Source organism: Mycobacterium angelicum (genome assembly GCF_002086155.1).
Taxonomy (GTDB): domain Bacteria; phylum Actinomycetota; class Actinomycetes; order Mycobacteriales; family Mycobacteriaceae; genus Mycobacterium; species Mycobacterium angelicum.
In genome coordinates this window covers 1-15,984 of the sequence record NZ_MVHE01000029.1, presented here as the reverse complement: position 1 = coordinate 15,984, position 15,984 = coordinate 1, and the positions used below count along the sequence as shown (strand labels likewise).

The following is a 15,984-nucleotide window of genomic DNA, read 5'->3' as shown; positions in this document are numbered from 1 at the left end:
GGTCTTCTACAGTTACTCACTGCGATAGTAGCGCTGAGCGACTGTTTCCGGATGCAAAATTAGAAAACTGCAACGGTGCTGCGCCGGACGCATTGCAATGGACCAAACCTTGTCCACAAGTACGCTGCGGCGCCGGCGATGGTTCACCGCTTTTTCAAACTCGTCCTTCAGCGCAGCGGCTGGGCAGGGTGCGGTAGGTTCGTCGGCGTGATACTCACGGGCGCCTTCCTGGCCGACGCGGCCGCCGCGGTAGACAACAAACTCAATGTGTCGGGCGGCGTGCTGTCCAGATTCGCGCTGGGGCCGGACCGGTCGGCCCGCTTCGTGCTGGTGGTGCTGACCCAGGCGGAGCCCGGCAACACCGAACGCCAGGTCGAGATCGAGATGCGGCCGCCGACCGACGACGGCGAACCGATCAAGCTGCAATTCGAAGTACCCGAATCGGCGGTGGCGGAGTTTCCCGGGTTTGCCTTCTTCGAACTCCAGCTTCAGCTCCCGGTCAACGGCCGGTGGGTGTTGGTGGTGTCCGGCGGCAGCGGGGCGATCTCGCTTCCGATTCTGGTCAGCGACATCCCGACGCAGCAGCCTTCGTTCGGTCTCTAACCGCGGGTCAGCTCCGGCAGCACGGCGTCGGTGAGCAACTGCACCGACTTCCACGCCTCCTCCACGGGCATGCCGCCCACCAACGGATGCAGCACCAACGGTCCGTAGTCTTCGCAATCGCGCACTTCGGCGACGAGCTCTGCGGGCGTCAGAAATCGGTAGCGCCCCGACGCTTTGACTTGCTCCAGCGTCTGGACTCCCGGTAGGTGCATCAGCGACCGCGACTCGCTGGACCAGGCGCCGTAGGTGACGGCCTCCCACAGGATGTGCTCACCGAGTTCGGCCCACGCCCGGTCCGGGTCTTGGTGCAGGAAGATCATGCCGCGATTGGTGGCGGACGGCATGATGACGAACGGCGCGATGCCGGCCTCGCCGCAGAGCCGGCGGTAGTAGGCGGCGATGTCGGGCAGGTGATCGGCCAGGCTCAGCGGCAACCCGAAACGCGCCGCCCGCCGTGCCGTGGCGCGCACACCGCCGCCGACATACAGCGGCGGGTGCGGCCGCGTCCACGTCCCGGTACAGATCCCGGCATCCGGATCGGCGCCGGACCAGATCGACAGCATTCGCTCGATCAGAGCGTCCATCAGTGGGCCGCGCCGGCTGAAATCCGCCCCCAGCGAGTCGTATTCGACAGTCCGGTAGCCCAGTCCGATCGTGGTATGCAGCCGACCGCGACTCATATTGTCAACCAGCGCAATGTCTTCGGCCAGCCGCACCGGGTTCCACAGCGGCCCCAGCGCGCAGTCCACGCTGGCGATCAGCCGCGAGGTCCGCGCCAGGAACATCGATGCTGCCATGATGGGATTGCAGCTCCAGCCGTGCCCGCTCGCGTGATGCTCGTCGACACTGACGGTGGCGATCCCCCGCGATTCGCCCCATTGCACGAGTTCGAGTGCGGCGCGGATCAACTCGCCCTGAGTGCGTGGATTGCCTTGCGGCGAGGCGAAGTTGAACCGGAGAACGGTCAGCACCATTACCGAGCCTGTGATTCCAGGAACGCGGGAAAGTCGGGGAACAGTGCGCGGTCGACGATTTCGATGCGGATGCCGGCCGGGTCCAGGTAGTAGGCGAACATGGCGAGTTCGGAACCGGGTACGGCGCCGGTCATTTCGAACGTGCAGCCGTTGCGCTCCAGCTCTCGTGCGGTGCCGGCGAGATCGTCGGTGAAGTAGCCGAGGTGGTGCACGGCATTGCCGGGTGCGGCCGTCCACGAGGTTCCGGGCACTTCTTGCAGGAGTTCGATGTGTGGACTCTGCACGGAGTACACGATGGTCGACGTCAGCTCTTGGGTTCCGGCGGCCGTCCGAAAAGGCAGCGTATAGGACAGCGGTTTGATCCAGCGGTAGCCGGCCAACGCGCTGAGGCGGGCCATCGCGGCATCGAGGTCGGGCACCACGATGCCGGTGTGGTAGAGGTCTTCGGGTTTCAATGCGAAGGTCATGGCGGGTTCCTTACTCCGGTCACACGCAATCCGATGCGCCGTCGACGACGAAGACGGCGCCGCTGGTGTAGCTGCTTTGCTCGGTACACAGAAATGCCACCGTAGGTGCGATCTCTGTCGCAGAACCGAAGCGGCGCAATGGAATATGCGCCAACTCCGTATCCACCAACTGCTGTGCGAGAAGCATGGGCGCGGTCATGGGTGTGTCGATGGTGCCCGGTGCCACCGCGTTCACCCGGATGCCCTTGCCCGCCCATTTGACGGCGAGATTTCTCGTCACACAGACGATTCCGGCTTTCGCCGCACCATAGCCCGGCACCAAGGTGACCGCCCGCAGCGCCGACATGGATGCCAGGTTTACCACGCTGGCTCCACCCGCGGCGGTCGAGGACTTGAGTGCCCGGTAGAGACCGACCGTCAACCGGTACGGCCCGGTCAGGTTGAGAGCTACCGACGCGTCGAACCCGTCCGGTTTCGATTCGTCAAGTCCGCCTGGGAAATTGGCGCCGGCGTTGTTGACCAGTATGTCGAGCCCGGTGATGCTCTGCGCCAACGTGTCGACGGATTCGGGATCGGTGATCTGCAGCCGGCGATAGGCCATGCCGGCCAGATCCGCGTCGTATTCCCCGGCGCCCGGCTTGGTTCCGGTGATGGTGACGTCGGCGCCCGCATCCCGAAACAGCGTCGCGATCGCATGCCCGATCCCGCTGGTGCCGCCGGTGATCAGGGCCGTGGTTCCGGTGAAGTCGAAACTCACCCGTGCCGTCATGAATTGCTCGCTATCTGTTGTTTGAGCCAGGCGCTCTCCCAGAAGTTGACACTGCCGGCCAGCAGGTTCTGGTGCGCTTGGCGCAGTACGTCCCGCCCGCCGGGGTGGTCTGGGGGGAGCAGTTCGGCCAGGTGAATGGCGTGCAGCGGCCGGCCTTCGTCCAGGTGGGTGCGGGCCCGGCGCACCAGCTCGTCGGCGCCCGCCAGTTCCACGATGTCGGTGGCGACGGCGTCGAAACCGACCGGATAGAGTTCGGTGGTCGACCGGTGGTGGAACCAGCCCGAGTAGTTCTCCCAGATGGCCCGCACATCCCAGGACACCTTCCCATAGCCCTGTCCCACTTCGTATTCCGCGGGCAAAGCGATTTCGCGCATCAGGGTCGCGACATCCTTTCCGGCGTTCATCCCGGCGACGGTTTGATCGTGGAGGTACTGGATGGCGTTGCGCAGCCGGGTCAGCTCGGCGTCGATCCTGGCGACGCCGGCGATCGGGTCGAAGTGGCCGGTGACCAGCAACTCGGGTTGCAGCTGGCGCACCCGCTCGACGGACGCGACGGCCGTCAGCGCGTCCCGGTACCGGTCGCCGCGAATGGTAACCAGGTTGGGGATGTGTCCGAACAGCGGACCAAATGTGTTCCCGCATAGACAGATCCGCTCGTCGGGCAGCCAGACCACCAGCGAGTCGTTCGTCTCGCCGCCCGGCACGGAGATCAGCTCCAGCCTGCGCCCGCCGACCTCCAGGCTCAGCGTGTCTTCGAAGTCGAGATCGACGGTGGGCACACTCTGGCCGGGCAGGCGGCGGGTGCCCAGGCGTCGTTGGATGGCCTGGATGCCGGTGGCCAGGGTGTCTTTGAACGCGAATGCGCTCCGGCTGGCGCGGTATGGAATGAGGCGCTCGTTGTCGTCGCGCCAAAGGGTCCAATTCGCCTGCGCGACAACGGTGGTTTCGGGATCGCGCACACTGTCCAGGCCGCCGACGTGGTCGACGTGCCCCTGGGTGAAGATGATGTAGCGCACCGGCGAGGAGTCGACGGCGTCGAAGTTGGCGCGATGCACCGGGCCCTCAAAACCCATGCCGGTGTTGACGATAACCCGGCCATCCCCCGTGGTCAGCAGGTAGGCATTGGACAACCCCGGCGAGCACCACAGCCCCGGGGCGATCTGCTCGGCCCGCTCGGCACACGCCGGGCGCATCGCGTCAGCGCCGGGCCGGCTGCGGTAGACCGGTTCCAACTGTTGCCTCCTTCATTCAGGGCGGACGTCGAAACTGTCGAAATAGAAACCGAACCGCCCGCGCAGCTCATCGGCCGAAATGCCGAAATGCCTCTGCAATTCGTAGCGAACGCGGCCGTGCTTGCCGCGCGGATTACCGTCGAGATATCGCTGGAAGCGCTCCCGCACCTGGGGTGTCAGTTCGACCCCGCCGCGCCGGTAAAGCTCTTCCAGCAACGACATCTCGTTGCCGTTGAGGTGGTGAAAGCCGATGTCGATGCTGTGTTCTGCGGAGACGAGATCGCGGTCGCGCACGCACGCGCTCAGCAGCCGCCGCACTCGGTCGCTCCAGTAATCCAGCAGCCACTCGGGGTCGATACTGGTGCGGCGCAGCCGGTCTGAGTAAGCCATCATCGTGATCGCCGACTGGATGACGGCCACCGGGTCACGGTGTGTGAAAGCCACCGTGGCGTCCGGGAAGGTGGCCATCAGCGGTCCGAGCTGTTCACAGTGCTGCGGACTTTTCAGTATCCAGGTCTGCGGGCCACGCAGAAACGTCAAGGCCTGCAGCACCTTCTTCAGGTATGCGTAGTGCCGCGTTTGGTCGAGACTCAAGTAGTAGTCGCGCCAATCCGCTACGCGCGCATGCCATTCCAGCACATAGCCGGCCAGATCCAGGTCGAGGAGTTCGACTTCTTCCTCGATGGCCTCGGGGAACCGGTCGTGCATGGCGGCCACCACCGGCGCGCTGGCCATCAGGGCGTCGTGTTCCTGCTTGGCCCGCGTGTAGCGGGGGTCGACGCCGCAGATGTCGGGGCCTTGACCGCGTGCGGGTATCGGCTCCTGGCTCTCCCAGTACGGCAGCGCGCGGCGGCGCGGATCGGCGGCGATGAGGTTGACCAGATGCGTGGTACCGGATCGCGGCATGCCCACGACGATGAACGGCTTCTCGATGGGAATCGATTCGATCTCGGGATAGCGCTTGACGAGTTCGGTCAGCGACAGGCGGTTGCGCAGCAGGCGTACGACTCGCTGGCGCAGGGTGGAACGGGTGAGCTGGGTGAGGCCTGCGTCGGATTCGATCGCGGCCACGTGTGCGGTCAGCCGGTCGCCGAAGCCGTCAGTGTCGTTCAGATCGTCGGCACCGGCCTGTTCAATGGCTTCGGCGAGCATCCGGTCGATGTCGAATTCGACGTGCCTGGACTCGGTGAACTTCAAGATCTGGCGCTGCACGTCGGTCAACTGGGGCGAGATCAGGTCGTCGAAGTCGATGTCGTCGATGTCCTGGCTGTGGGGGCCCAGCGAACCCATGACACAGACGGTAGCCGCGTATGCGGATCCGCCGTCAACAGACCTGCCGCCAACCGCACAGCAAACGACCGGAAATTGCGGGGGTGCGCGGTACCCTGCACCGGAAGTTCTTATCCCGGCAGAAAGGCTGTCCGTTGCTCGTCGTCACTACCAATGACATTCCCGGATGGGAGATCCAGCGCGTATGCGGCGAAGTCTTCGGACTCACTGTCCGGTCGCGGAATGCCTTCTCTCAGATCGGCGCCGGCTTCAAATCCATGTTCGGCGGCGAGCTGCAGGGCATGACGAAGAATCTGGCTGAAAGCCGCAATGAGGCGATGCACCGGCTCATTAACGAGGCCCGCAACAAAGGCGGCAACGCGATCATCGGAATGCGCTTCGACACGACCGAGCTCGGCGACGTGTGGACCGAGATCTGCGCCTACGGCACCGCGGTGCAAGCCGTCCCGGTCACCGACGGGGCGCGCTACACCGCTTCCCAATTGGGCTACGGCGGTGCCCCCCAACCGCAGGCCCAGCAAGCCCCGCCGCAGCAACAGCCCTATAGCGCCGGTTGACCCAAACGGGTGCTCCAACGCACCCTCGACCGTCTCGACGAACTACAGAGCGGTAAGTTCGCGGGGTGATTGTCGGGGCCTTTCTGGCCGAAGCGGCTTCGGTGGTGGACAACAAACTCAACGTGTCGGGCGGTGTGCTGTACCGATTTGCCGTCGAGCCCGACCGGTCGGCCCAGTTCCTGCTCGTCGTACTCACCCAGGCGGAGACGGGAGGCCCGGACCCCCGAGTCGACGTGGAGATCAGGCCGCCGACCGATGACGAGCCGCTTTACCTGACGTTTGAGCTGCCGGAGGCCGCCACCGCGGCCGAGGTGGGGTTCGCGATCTTCGGCATCGACATAGTGATGCCCGTCGACGGCCGTTGGGTGATCGTCGTTACCGGCGGCGCGGGAGCGGTTTCACTGCCATTGCTGGTGAGTGGCTGAGGCCCCGCCCTTCACGGAATTGTCCAGGAATTTCCAAGCTACTTGGGCATTATTACTAATGTTAATTGTCCGCATAGGGCCTTATAGTTTTTCATGTCACAAGCCGCTAAAGACCTCCGATGTGGATCACCATCGGGGGATCAATAAACGTGCGAATCGGCTCCGCGCCAAACGGACGCTTCCCAGCGGCGGCTTTGCTGATTTACGCTGCAGCGGTCGGGCTGACCAGCCTTTCCGCCTTTTCGACCCCCCGGCTTCTGTTGTGAGCCGGCCTGACAACAAGGTGGCACGATGACAAAGTTTGACTCCGTTGAGCGGGCGGTAGCCGACATTGCTGCCGGCAAAGCCGTCGTCGTCGTTGACGACGAGGACCGCGAAAACGAAGGCGACCTGATCTTCGCCGCGGAAAAGGCGACGCCGGAGTTGGTGGCGTTCATGGTCCGCTACACCTCGGGCTATTTATGTGTGCCGTTGGACGGCGCGGTCTGCGACAAGCTGGGCCTGCTGCCGATGTATGCGGTCAACCAAGACAAGCACGGCACCGCCTACACCGTCACCGTCGACGCCAGAAGCGGTGTGGGAACCGGCATTTCGGCGTCCGACCGGGCGACCACCATGCGGCTGCTGGCCGATCCGGCCAGTGTTTCCGAGGATTTCAGCCGTCCCGGCCACGTGGTTCCGTTGCGGGCCAAGGACGGTGGGGTGTTGCGCCGTCCCGGTCACACCGAGGCCGCGGTGGATTTGGCGCGGATGGCCGGGCTGCAGCCGGCGGGGGCGATCTGTGAGATCGTCAGCCAAAAAGACGAGGGCTCGATGGCCCAGACCGACGAGTTGCGGGTCTTCGCCGACGAGCATGGTCTGGCGATGATCACCATCGCCGATTTGATCTCCTGGCGGCGCAAGCACGAAAAGCACATCGTCCGGGTCGCCGAGGCGCGCATCCCGACGCTGCACGGAGACTTTCGCGCGATCGGCTACACCAGCATCTACGAGGACGTCGAGCATGTTGCGCTGGTGCGCGGTGATATTTCCGACGGCGCCGACGTGCTGGTGCGGGTGCACTCGGAGTGCCTGACCGGCGACGTGTTCGGGTCACGCCGCTGCGACTGCGGGCCGCAGCTGGATGCCGCGATGGCCTTGGTGGCCCGCGAGGGCCGCGGGGTGGTGCTCTACATGCGTGGTCATGAGGGCCGCGGCATCGGGCTGCTGCACAAGCTGCAGGCCTACCAGCTGCAAGACGCCGGGGACGACACCGTCGACGCCAACCTCAAGCTGGGCCTGCCCGCCGACGCCCGCGACTACGGGATCGGCGCCCAGATTCTGGTCGACCTCGGGGTGCACTCGATGCGGCTGCTGACCAACAACCCGGCCAAGCGGGTGGGTCTGGACGGCTACGGTCTGCAGATCACCGAGCGGGTGGCCCTGCCGGTGCGGGCCAACGCCGACAACATCCGGTACCTGATGACCAAGCGCGACCGGATGGGCCACGAGCTAACCGGTCTGGACGAGTTCCACGAGGCCGTTGCGATGCCGGGTGAACTCGGCGGTGCCATATGAGCCGCGCCGGCGACGATGCAGAGCGCAGCGATGCTGAGGAGCGGCGCAAATGAGCCGCGCCGGCGACGATGCAGAGCGCAGCGATGCTGAGGAGCGGCGCATATGAGCGGCGGCACCGGCGTGCCGGAATTCCCGGTACTTGACGCCTCCGGTGTCCGGCTGGCCATTGTGGCCAGCACCTGGCACACCCAGATTTGTGACGCCCTGCTCGATGGCGCCCTCAAGGTAGCCGCCGACTCGGGCATCGGCAGTCCAACGGTGGTGCGTGTACTGGGGGCCATCGAGATCCCGGTGGTAGTACAGGAATTGGCTCGCAACCACGACGCCGTCGTCGCACTCGGCGTCGTAATCCGCGGCGAGACACCGCATTTCGACTACGTCTGCGACGCGGTGACCCAGGGGTTGACCCGGGTCTCTCTCGACACTTCCACGCCGGTGGGCAATGGCGTGCTGACCACCAACACCGAGGAACAGGCGCTCAATCGCGCGGGGCTGCCCACGTCGGCCGAGGACAAGGGCGCCCAGGCAACCTCGGCGGCCTTGGCCACCGCGCTGACCCTGCGGGAGTTGCGGGCTTAAGCCGTCGTCGAGATTGCCATGAGGGTCGCGACAACCGCGCAACCACGACCATGGCGGCAATCTCGGCAACCTGGCTGGCTTACAGGAACGCGCCACCCAAAAGCAGCAGCGCAAGCAGCACTTCGGGCCCATTTGCCTGCAGGTTCGTCACGAGGCCGCCAACTTCCAGCCCCAGCGGGAAGATAATCGGCGGATTCCCGGGCGTCGCCACGGTCAGGGTTATCTGCTGTAGCGGAGCCAGCAGCCCGCCAAAGGGAATGTCGAGCGTGATTGCCTGCAGACCCGATATCGAACCCGGCAGCGGTATGGAGACCGTGTCCTGGCCGTATACGAACGCGTTACCGGCGATCGGGCCGGCATTGCCGAGTACCGTCATGGCCGCCGCCGAGTCCCCTGCCCGCACCGCGTTGACAAACGCTATCCCGCTCGGTTCCAGCGCGCGCGCTGCGACGACCACCGGGCCTGCCACATCGAGCGGGAGTTCAAGCTGCTGCGCATTGGCGCCGGTCAGAAGCGACAGGAAGTTGCCGCTGAAGGACGGGAATATGTCGCCGGACGCAGCAGCAGCCCCCGCGTTGGTGACTTCGGTGCTGAGATAGGAGCCTGCGCCGGCGTTCAGCAAGTTCGTGAACTGGGATTGGAAGGCGGCCGCCTGCGCATTGACGGCCTGAAATTCCTGGGCATGGCTGGAAAACAGCGAGGCGATCGCCGCTGACACCTCGTCACCCGCAGCGGCCAGCAGCCCGGTAGTCGGCGCTGCGGCCGCCGCACTGGCCGCATTCAACGCCGAGCCGACGTTCTCCAATTGTCCGGCCGCTTGGCCGACAAAGTCCGGCACCACCGTCACAAAGGACATAGCCCGCCTCCCTAGGCCCACAGCGATTCGGTGATGAGAAGCCTAACGGTGCGGCGACCTTTCGTCACCGAGATTGCCGTGAGGGTCGTGATCGGGGCGAAGCCGCGACCATGGTGGCAATCTCGGCGAACGCAAATTGGCGGTGGCGGAGGGATTTGAACCCTCGGACGGTGTTAGCCGTCACACGCTTTCGAGGCGTGCTCCTTAGGCCGCTCGGACACGCCACCGCCGAGCAGCTTACCGAACCAATGGCCCGTCACCCCAATCGCTGGCGGGCGAAGAACTCCTCCAAGGGCGCCGCGCACTCCGCGGCCAGCACGCCACCCCGGACTTCGGGGCGATGGTTGAGCCGACGGTCGCGGACCACATCCCACAGCGAACCCACCGCGCCGGTCTTGGGTTCCCACGCCCCGAACACGAGGCGACCGATGCGGGCCAGCACCAGCGCGCCGGCGCACATTGTGCACGGCTCGACGGTGACGGCCAGCGTTGCGCCTTCGAGTCGCCAACCGTCACCCAGCACGCGGGCCGCGGCACGTAATGCGAGGATCTCCGCGTGCGCGGTGGGATCGCCGAGGGCCTCGCGAGCGTTCACCGCTCGGGCGAGTTCGGTGCCGTCGGCGCCGACGACCACCGCACCGATCGGCACATCGCGCGGCCCAGCCGTCACAGCGACGGCCAACGCGGTACGAATCAGCTCTTCGTCACCCGCCGCGCCCGGCTCCGCCGCGCTTGCGATCACCGACGGGGCCTGATGGCGGCGACCCGCCGCGCCCGGCTCCGCCGCGCTTGCGATCACCGACGGGGCCTGATGGCGGCGACCCGCCGCGCCCGGCTCCGCCGCGCTTGCGATCACCGACGGGGCCTGATGGCGGCGACCCGCCGCGCCCGGCTCCGCCGCGCTTGCGATCACCGACCGAGGCGGTCGATCACCGCCGACAGTTGCTCGGCGAAGCCCATCTCCCGGGCGATACGGCCGAGTTGCTCGTCGGCATAGAGGTCGGACTCGTCGAGGATGACTCCCAGCACCGCCTCGGACAGCCCGATGTCGGACAGCAAGCCCAAATCCCCCTCTTCAAAGGGATCGGAATCCTCGAGGTCATCGGGATCGATCTCGGCGTCCAGATTGTCCAGAACCTCGGCCGCGATGTCGTAGTCCAGCGCGGCGGTGGCATCCGACAGCAACAGCCGGGTCCCCGACGGCGCCGGGCGCACGATGACGAAGAACTCGTCGTCAACGTCGAGGAGGCCGAAAACCGCGCCAGAGCTGCGCAGCTCACGCAACTCCGTCTCGGCGGCAGAGAGGCTGGTGAGCGCCTTGGGGCCCATCGGGGCACAGCGCCATCGGCCCTCTTCACGCACGACCGCTACCCCGAAGCCGTCCGGCGTGTCCACCGACGGTCCCGAGGCGGCCCCTGCGGATGGGCGTTGTGCTCCCATGGGCGCCTACGGTAGTCCCCACCAGGTCGCTTTACCAGACGAGCGGAAATCCGAACCCACCGGAAGCGGCCGAACTGTGCCAACCTTAGGACTGTGACGGGGAGACCGGTGTGTGTGCTGGGACTGGGACTCATCGGCGGCTCGATAATGCGGGCCCTGGCCCCCGCCGGTCGTGAAGTCTTCGGCTACAACCGGTCGGTCGAGGGCGCCCAGGGCGCCCGGGCCGACGGCTTCGACGCCACCACCGACCTGAACGAAACGTTGAAACGAGCCGCCGATACCGAAGCGCTGATCGTGCTGGCCGTCCCGATGCCCGCGCTGGCGAACATGCTCGCCCACATCCACGAAACGGCTCCCCACTGTCCCCTGACCGACGTCACCAGCGTCAAAAGCGCCGTGCTCGACGAGGTCACCATGGCCGGTCTGCAGGCCCGCTTCGTGGGCGGACACCCGATGACGGGCACGGCCCACTCGGGGTGGGCCGCCGGACACGGCGGACTCTTCAACCGGGCGCCTTGGGTCATCAGCGTGGACGACCACGTCGACCCCGACGTGTGGTCGATGGTGATGACGCTGGCCCTGGACTGCGGGGCAATGGTGGTGCCGGCCAAATCCGACGAGCACGACGCCGCCGCGGCCGCGATCTCGCACCTGCCGCATCTGCTCGCCGAGGCCCTGGCGGTCACCGCCGCGGAGGTGCCGTTGGCTTTCGCCCTGGCCGCAGGCTCATTCCGGGACGCCACCCGGGTTGCCGGCACGGCCCCAGACCTGGTCCGGGCGATGTGCGAAGGCAACTCTGTCCAGCTGCAGCCCGTCACCGACCGGGTGATCGAACTGTTGGACCGGGCCCGCGGTTCGCTGGCCCGCAACGGCTCGGTAGCCGATCTCGTCGACGAGGGCCACGCCGCACGCACGCGTTACGAGAGCTTCCCGCGCTACGACATCGTCACCGTCGTCATCGGCGCCCCGAACTGGCGCGAACAGCTGGCAGCCGCCGGCCGGGCGGGCGGCGTGATCAGATCAGCTCTGCCAAGCCTGGATAGTCCACGATGAACCCGTCGGCGTCGACGGTGACCATCGTGTCGGCCACCGGCGAACGCAGTTTGATCGCGTCGAGCCGACCTTCGCTGGTGTAGCTCACCGTGTCGGCAACGACCGACATGTCGGGCACTTTCACGTAGACCACCGGGAGCGTGATCGATTCCGCTCGTTCATGTAGCCCGAGGCGACGGATCGGCAAAGCGTTGAAGAACGGGCTGAACACCACATCGATGTCCAGGGCGCCGTTGTAGCCGGCCCGCCGTTCGCCCTGGTGGTCAGTGATCAACCACATGTTTTCCTCGTCACGGGCGATCGCGAGCTGGCGTTCGCGTTCAGCCAACGTGACGGTCAACCCGAATCGCTTGGTAGCCCCGGTCTCGTCGGTCTGCACTTCATAGAAGGCTCCGAATGCCGGATTGCTATCGGTGGCCGCCGCCACGATGCGGCCATTGGCCCTGATTCTCTTGCCGGACAATTGAATTCGTACCGATTCCATACGGGAGATGTCCTGCGCACGCCAGGTTAACATCGCAGGCCACATGCGTGGAGTCGGATCAGAGGAGGCTGCGTTCACACGTCTACCGTAGGACGTGTCCATCGGCCGCGGCAGGTTTGTCGCTAACTGATGCGTCAATTGGCCGAGCGAGACATCCAGCGCGGTTTGCTGAGCCGCCCGGTGCCGGGCACCGAAGCCCACACCGCCGATGCCAGCAAGCCATCGAGGACCAGCGCCAATGCGGCCACCACCAGCGCGCCGACCAGCGCGATATGAAATTGGCGCTCCTTGATCCCGTCGATCAAATAGCGGCCCAGACCACCGAGACTGGCGTAGGCGGCAACGGTCGCGGTGGCAACGACTTGCAGCGTCGCACTGCGTAATCCGCCCAGGATCAGCGGCAGCGCGTTGGGCACTTCGACGCGCATCAGCACTTGCGGCTCGGTCATACCCATCGCGCGGGCGGCGTCGACCACACTTGGATCGACATTCGCCACGCCCGCGTAAGCACCGGCCAGTAGCGGCGGGATGCCCAGCAGCATCAGCGCCACTATCGGCGGTCCCATGCCCAATCCGTAGCTGAGCACCCCGAGCAGCAGCACGCCGAGCGTGGGCAGCGCGCGCAATCCGTTGACCGCGGTCACCACCACCAGCTGGCCACGCCCGGTATGCCCGATAAGCAGCCCGATGGGGACCGCGATCAAGGCCGACGCCGCCACGGCCAGCGCGGTGTACTCCAGATGCTCGACTATGCGCGCCGTCAGACCGGCCGGCCCGGCCCAATTGCTCGCGGTGAATAGGTAGGACAGGGCCTGTCCGATGAAGTTCATCGCGCGCCCCCGGCAATCGGGGCGGCAACCCTGCGGCGACGACGTCTCGGGCGGCGCCTGGCGTGTTCCCAAGGCGTGGCCAGCCAGCCGCCCAGCACGATCAGCACATCGATCACCACGGCAAGTACGAACATCGCGATGATTCCGGCCACGATCTGGTCGCTCTTGTTCATCTGATAGCCCGCGGTGAACCAGGTGCCCAGGCCGCCGATACCGATCACCGAACCCACCGAGACCATTGCGATATTGGTAACCACCACCACTCGCAACCCAGCCACCAGGACCGGAATCGCCAGTGGCAGTTCAACTTTCAGCATCCGGCCGGACCACCCGTAGCCGACCGCGACGGCCGCGTCACGCACCTGCTGGGGCACCGAGTCCAGCGCCTCCAGCACGCTGCGCACCAGCAGCGCGGTGGTGTAGGCCGCCAGCGCGACGATGACGTTGGCCTCGTCGAGGATCCGGGTCTTGATGATCAGCGGCAGAACCACGAACAGCGCCAGCGACGGGATGGTGAACACGATGCTGGCCGTCGCCGTCGTCAGCCGCCGAAGTACCGGCGCGCGCTGCACCAGCAGCCCAAGCGGCACCGCGATGGCCAGCCCGATCAGCACTGGGATCAGGGCCAGGCGCAGATGGACCACGGTCAGTGCCCAGGCCGAGCCGAGGTGCGTCATCAAGTAGTGCACGTCTCAGCCCTGCCTTCGGCCGTTGACGGCGGCCAGCACGTCGGCCGCCAGTACGCCGCCGATCACCTTGCCGTCGCCGTCGACGGCAACACCCACCGCCGACGGCGAGGACAACGCGGCATCCAGCGCCTGGCTGAGGTTCCCGTTCGGGCGAAACACCGAGCCAACCACGGTCATGCTCTCCGACAACGCCGCGCCACCCTGGTGGCGGCGCAGGCCCTCGGCGTCGATCCAGCCCAGCGGTTCACCTTCGGCGTTGGTCACCAGCGCCCAGCCGTCGCTGAGTTGTGCCGTGCCAAGACTGTCGACGGAGAGGCGCTCGATGTCGTGCACCGTCAGACCGGCCCCGTCGATGAGTTGCAGCCACCGATAGCCGCGCCCGAGGCCGATGAACTTGGACACGAACTCGTTGGCCGGACGCGAAAGCAGTTGTGTCGGTTTGCCGTATTGCTGCAGGCGGCCGCCCGGCGCGAACACCGCGACCAGGTCAGCGAGCTTGAACGCCTCGTCGATGTCGTGTGTGACGAAGACGATGGTCTTATGCAATTCGCTTTGCAGCCTTAGGATTTCGTTCTGCAGCTCGTGCCGGACCACTGGGTCGATGGCCGAAAACGGCTCGTCCATCAACAAGATCGGCGGGTCGGCGGCCAGCGCACGGGCCACGCCTACGCGTTGTTGTTCACCGCCGGAAAGTTGCGCCGGATAGCGGGTGGCGACCTTGGGATCGAGACCGACGCGCTCGAGTACCTCATAGGCGGCTTTGCGGGCAGCGCGGCGGGATTGGCCCCGCAGTACCGGGACCGTCGCGACGTTGTCGATCACCCGTTGATGCGGCATCAGTCCGGCGTTCTGAATGACGTATCCGATGCCGAGGCGCAACCGCACCGGGTTGACACCGGCGACGTCGGTTCCGTCGACGGTGATGGTGCCGGAGGTCGGCTCGACCATGCGGTTGATCATGCGCAGCGCGGTCGTCTTGCCGCAGCCTGAGGGCCCGACGAAAACCGTCAGCATGCCGGTGGGCACGTCCAGGCTCAGTCGGTCCACCGCGGTGGTGCCGTCCGGGTACACCTTGGCGACGTCGTCGAAGCTGATCACCGCGGTTCCTACTGCTGAATGGGTTGGTCGAAGCCGTTGTCCCGCACCCATTTTCGGGCCGCTTCATCGGGGTCGACGCCGCCGTTGCCCGACACCGCGGCGTTGAGTTCGGCCAGACCGGCGGTGGTTAGTTTTGCCGATACCGCATCCAACACATCTTTAAGACGATCCGACTTCTTCTGAGAGTTCACCAGCGGCACGATATTGCCGGCCAGAAAGTTGTGTTCGGGATCGTCGAGCACCACCAGATGGTTCTGCGGGATGGCCGCCGAAGTGCTGAAGATGTTGGCGGCGGTGACCGTTGCGTCCACCAGGGCCCGCACGGTGACGGCGCCGCCCCCGTCATTGATCGTCACGAAATTGCCGGGGCCCACGTCGAGTCCGTACTTCTGCCGCAGCCCGGGTAGCCCGGACGGCCGGGTGGTGAACGCCGACGGTGCCGCGAACCGCACGTCTTGGGAATGCGCCGCCAGGTCGGCGATGGTTCGCAGATTCCACATGGCGGCGGTCGCGGCGGTGACGGTGACGGTGTCGGTGTCAGATGCCGGCGACGGCGTCAGGATCGACAGGTCGCCGGGCAGTTTCTTGTAGAGCTCCAATTCGACGGCGTCGAGCAGGGTCGCCTTGGAGTCGGGTTCGAAGTACAGCAGCAAATTGCCGATGTATTCCGGAACCAGGTCGATGGAATGATCTTTGAGCGCCGGGATGTAGGTCTCGCGGCTGCCGATGCCCATCCGCCGTCCTACGTCGAACCCGTTGGCCTGCAACGCCTGCGCGTAGATTTCGGCGACGATCTGCGATTCGGGGAAGTCGCCCGATCCGACCACGATGGATTTCACGTTCCCCGTTGCCGACCCGAGCGGATCGGCACTCCCGCACGCCGCAAGCAGGCACGCCGCAGCGAAAGACCCAGCCGCGGCGAGTGCCGTGCGCCGCGGCATTCCCATGCCGTCGACAGTATCGGCAGAATCGTCGCGACGCCCCCGCAAGTTTCCCGCGTGGTTTGGTTTCAATCCGTGCGGGATGGGACAAAGATGGCACTATGACCAGCACTCCCCCTGGCCCACCCGCTCAGCCACCC

Annotated in this window: 18 protein-coding genes, 1 tRNA gene and 2 pseudogenes; 7 read left to right on the top strand and 14 right to left on the bottom strand. The window is 65.9% G+C overall.

The annotated features are described in order from the left end of the window. Positions 1 to 207 precede the first annotated feature (207 nt). Complete coding sequence (locus BST12_RS17230; RefSeq protein ID WP_083114343.1) at positions 208 to 603, top strand: hypothetical protein; 396 nt, start codon at positions 208 to 210, stop codon at positions 601 to 603. On the opposite strand, the gene BST12_RS17225 is transcribed toward BST12_RS17230, so the two are convergent. From BST12_RS17225 to BST12_RS17205, 5 genes are read right to left on the bottom strand one after another with little or no spacing between them, the layout of a single operon-like run. After that, complete coding sequence (locus BST12_RS17225; RefSeq protein ID WP_083114342.1) at positions 600 to 1,577, bottom strand: LLM class flavin-dependent oxidoreductase; 978 nt, start codon at positions 1,575 to 1,577, stop codon at positions 600 to 602. The two genes, BST12_RS17230 and BST12_RS17225, sit on opposite strands and share 4 nt — an antisense overlap. Next, entirely contained in the window at positions 1,577 to 2,044 is a 468-nt protein-coding gene (locus tag BST12_RS17220) for a VOC family protein (protein ID WP_083114341.1), read from the bottom strand. Before BST12_RS17220 ends, BST12_RS17225 begins: the two co-directional genes overlap by 1 nt. Positions 2,045 to 2,063: 19 nt before the next feature. After that, positions 2,064 to 2,813, bottom strand: a complete 750-nt coding sequence (locus tag BST12_RS17215; protein WP_083114340.1) for an SDR family NAD(P)-dependent oxidoreductase — start codon at positions 2,811 to 2,813, stop codon at positions 2,064 to 2,066. Next, a complete protein-coding gene (locus BST12_RS17210) occupies positions 2,810 to 4,006 on the bottom strand; it encodes an MBL fold metallo-hydrolase (RefSeq protein ID WP_083114384.1) in 1,197 nt (398 codons plus the stop codon). The genes BST12_RS17215 and BST12_RS17210 overlap by 4 nt, the downstream gene beginning before the upstream one ends. A 51-nt stretch (positions 4,007 to 4,057) precedes the next feature. Further along, positions 4,058 to 5,335 (bottom strand): sulfotransferase family protein, encoded by a 1,278-nt coding sequence (locus BST12_RS17205; RefSeq protein WP_083114339.1) that lies wholly within the window; start codon positions 5,333 to 5,335, stop codon positions 4,058 to 4,060. Positions 5,336 to 5,469: 134 nt separating this feature from the next. Here BST12_RS17205 and BST12_RS17200 point away from each other — a divergent pair, with 134 nt between their 5' ends. From BST12_RS17200 to ribH, 5 genes and pseudogenes are all read left to right on the top strand, one after another. After that, complete coding sequence (locus tag BST12_RS17200) at positions 5,470 to 5,892, top strand: YbjQ family protein (protein WP_083114383.1); 423 nt, start codon at positions 5,470 to 5,472, stop codon at positions 5,890 to 5,892. Between the two features lie 65 nt (positions 5,893 to 5,957). Next, positions 5,958 to 6,317 (top strand): hypothetical protein, encoded by a 360-nt coding sequence (locus tag BST12_RS17195; RefSeq protein WP_083114338.1) that lies wholly within the window; start codon positions 5,958 to 5,960, stop codon positions 6,315 to 6,317. Between the two features lie 291 nt (positions 6,318 to 6,608). Continuing rightward, positions 6,609 to 7,874 (top strand): bifunctional 3,4-dihydroxy-2-butanone-4-phosphate synthase/GTP cyclohydrolase II, encoded by a 1,266-nt coding sequence (locus BST12_RS17190; protein ID WP_083114337.1) that lies wholly within the window; start codon positions 6,609 to 6,611, stop codon positions 7,872 to 7,874. A gap of 15 nt (positions 7,875 to 7,889) precedes the next feature. Beyond that, positions 7,890 to 7,960: pseudogene (locus tag BST12_RS34905) on the top strand (hypothetical protein); the annotation flags it as partial. A 16-nt stretch (positions 7,961 to 7,976) separates the two neighbouring features. Beyond that, positions 7,977 to 8,453, top strand: a complete 477-nt coding sequence (gene ribH, locus BST12_RS17185) for a 6,7-dimethyl-8-ribityllumazine synthase (RefSeq protein ID WP_083114336.1) — start codon at positions 7,977 to 7,979, stop codon at positions 8,451 to 8,453. Positions 8,454 to 8,532: 79 nt separating this feature from the next. Here the strand turns inward: ribH and BST12_RS34290 are convergent, their stop codons facing one another. From BST12_RS34290 to BST12_RS17160, 4 genes are all read right to left on the bottom strand, one after another. Then, the gene (locus BST12_RS34290; protein WP_083114335.1) at positions 8,533 to 9,309 is read right to left on the bottom strand and encodes a PE family protein; all 777 of its coding nucleotides are present in this window, start codon (positions 9,307 to 9,309) and stop codon (positions 8,533 to 8,535) included. Positions 9,310 to 9,446: 137 nt separating this feature from the next. Continuing rightward, positions 9,447 to 9,536: transfer RNA gene (locus BST12_RS17175), tRNA-Ser, on the bottom strand. A gap of 29 nt (positions 9,537 to 9,565) precedes the next feature. Beyond that, positions 9,566 to 10,048 (bottom strand): nucleoside deaminase, encoded by a 483-nt coding sequence (locus BST12_RS17170; protein WP_083114382.1) that lies wholly within the window; start codon positions 10,046 to 10,048, stop codon positions 9,566 to 9,568. Between the two features lie 170 nt (positions 10,049 to 10,218). Beyond that, positions 10,219 to 10,749 carry a tRNA adenosine deaminase-associated protein gene (locus BST12_RS17160; protein ID WP_083114334.1) on the bottom strand — a complete coding sequence of 177 codons (531 nt, stop codon included), beginning with the start codon at positions 10,747 to 10,749 and terminating at the stop codon, positions 10,219 to 10,221. Positions 10,750 to 10,797: 48 nt separating this feature from the next. Here BST12_RS17160 and BST12_RS17155 point away from each other — a divergent pair, with 48 nt between their 5' ends. Continuing rightward, positions 10,798 to 11,802, top strand: a complete 1,005-nt coding sequence (locus tag BST12_RS17155; RefSeq protein ID WP_139801734.1) for a prephenate dehydrogenase — start codon at positions 10,798 to 10,800, stop codon at positions 11,800 to 11,802. Here the strand turns inward: BST12_RS17155 and BST12_RS17150 are convergent. The 5 genes and pseudogenes from BST12_RS17150 to BST12_RS17130 all read right to left on the bottom strand — a co-directional run bounded on the left by BST12_RS17150 (position 11,765) and on the right by BST12_RS17130 (position 15,850). Next, positions 11,765 to 12,364, bottom strand: a complete 600-nt coding sequence (locus BST12_RS17150; protein ID WP_083114381.1) for a putative glycolipid-binding domain-containing protein — start codon at positions 12,362 to 12,364, stop codon at positions 11,765 to 11,767. The two genes, BST12_RS17155 and BST12_RS17150, sit on opposite strands and share 38 nt — an antisense overlap. A 4-nt stretch (positions 12,365 to 12,368) precedes the next feature. Further along, a pseudogene (locus tag BST12_RS17145) lies at positions 12,369 to 13,116 on the bottom strand (ABC transporter permease). Then, positions 13,113 to 13,805, bottom strand: a complete 693-nt coding sequence (locus BST12_RS17140; protein WP_083114331.1) for an ABC transporter permease — start codon at positions 13,803 to 13,805, stop codon at positions 13,113 to 13,115. Before BST12_RS17140 ends, BST12_RS17145 begins: the two are co-directional and overlap by 4 nt. A gap of 3 nt (positions 13,806 to 13,808) precedes the next feature. After that, complete coding sequence (locus tag BST12_RS17135; protein WP_083114330.1) at positions 13,809 to 14,903, bottom strand: ABC transporter ATP-binding protein; 1,095 nt, start codon at positions 14,901 to 14,903, stop codon at positions 13,809 to 13,811. 8 nt (positions 14,904 to 14,911) lie between these two features. Beyond that, entirely contained in the window at positions 14,912 to 15,850 is a 939-nt protein-coding gene (locus BST12_RS17130) for an ABC transporter substrate-binding protein (protein WP_083114329.1), read from the bottom strand. Between the last annotated feature and the right edge of the window lie 134 nt (positions 15,851 to 15,984).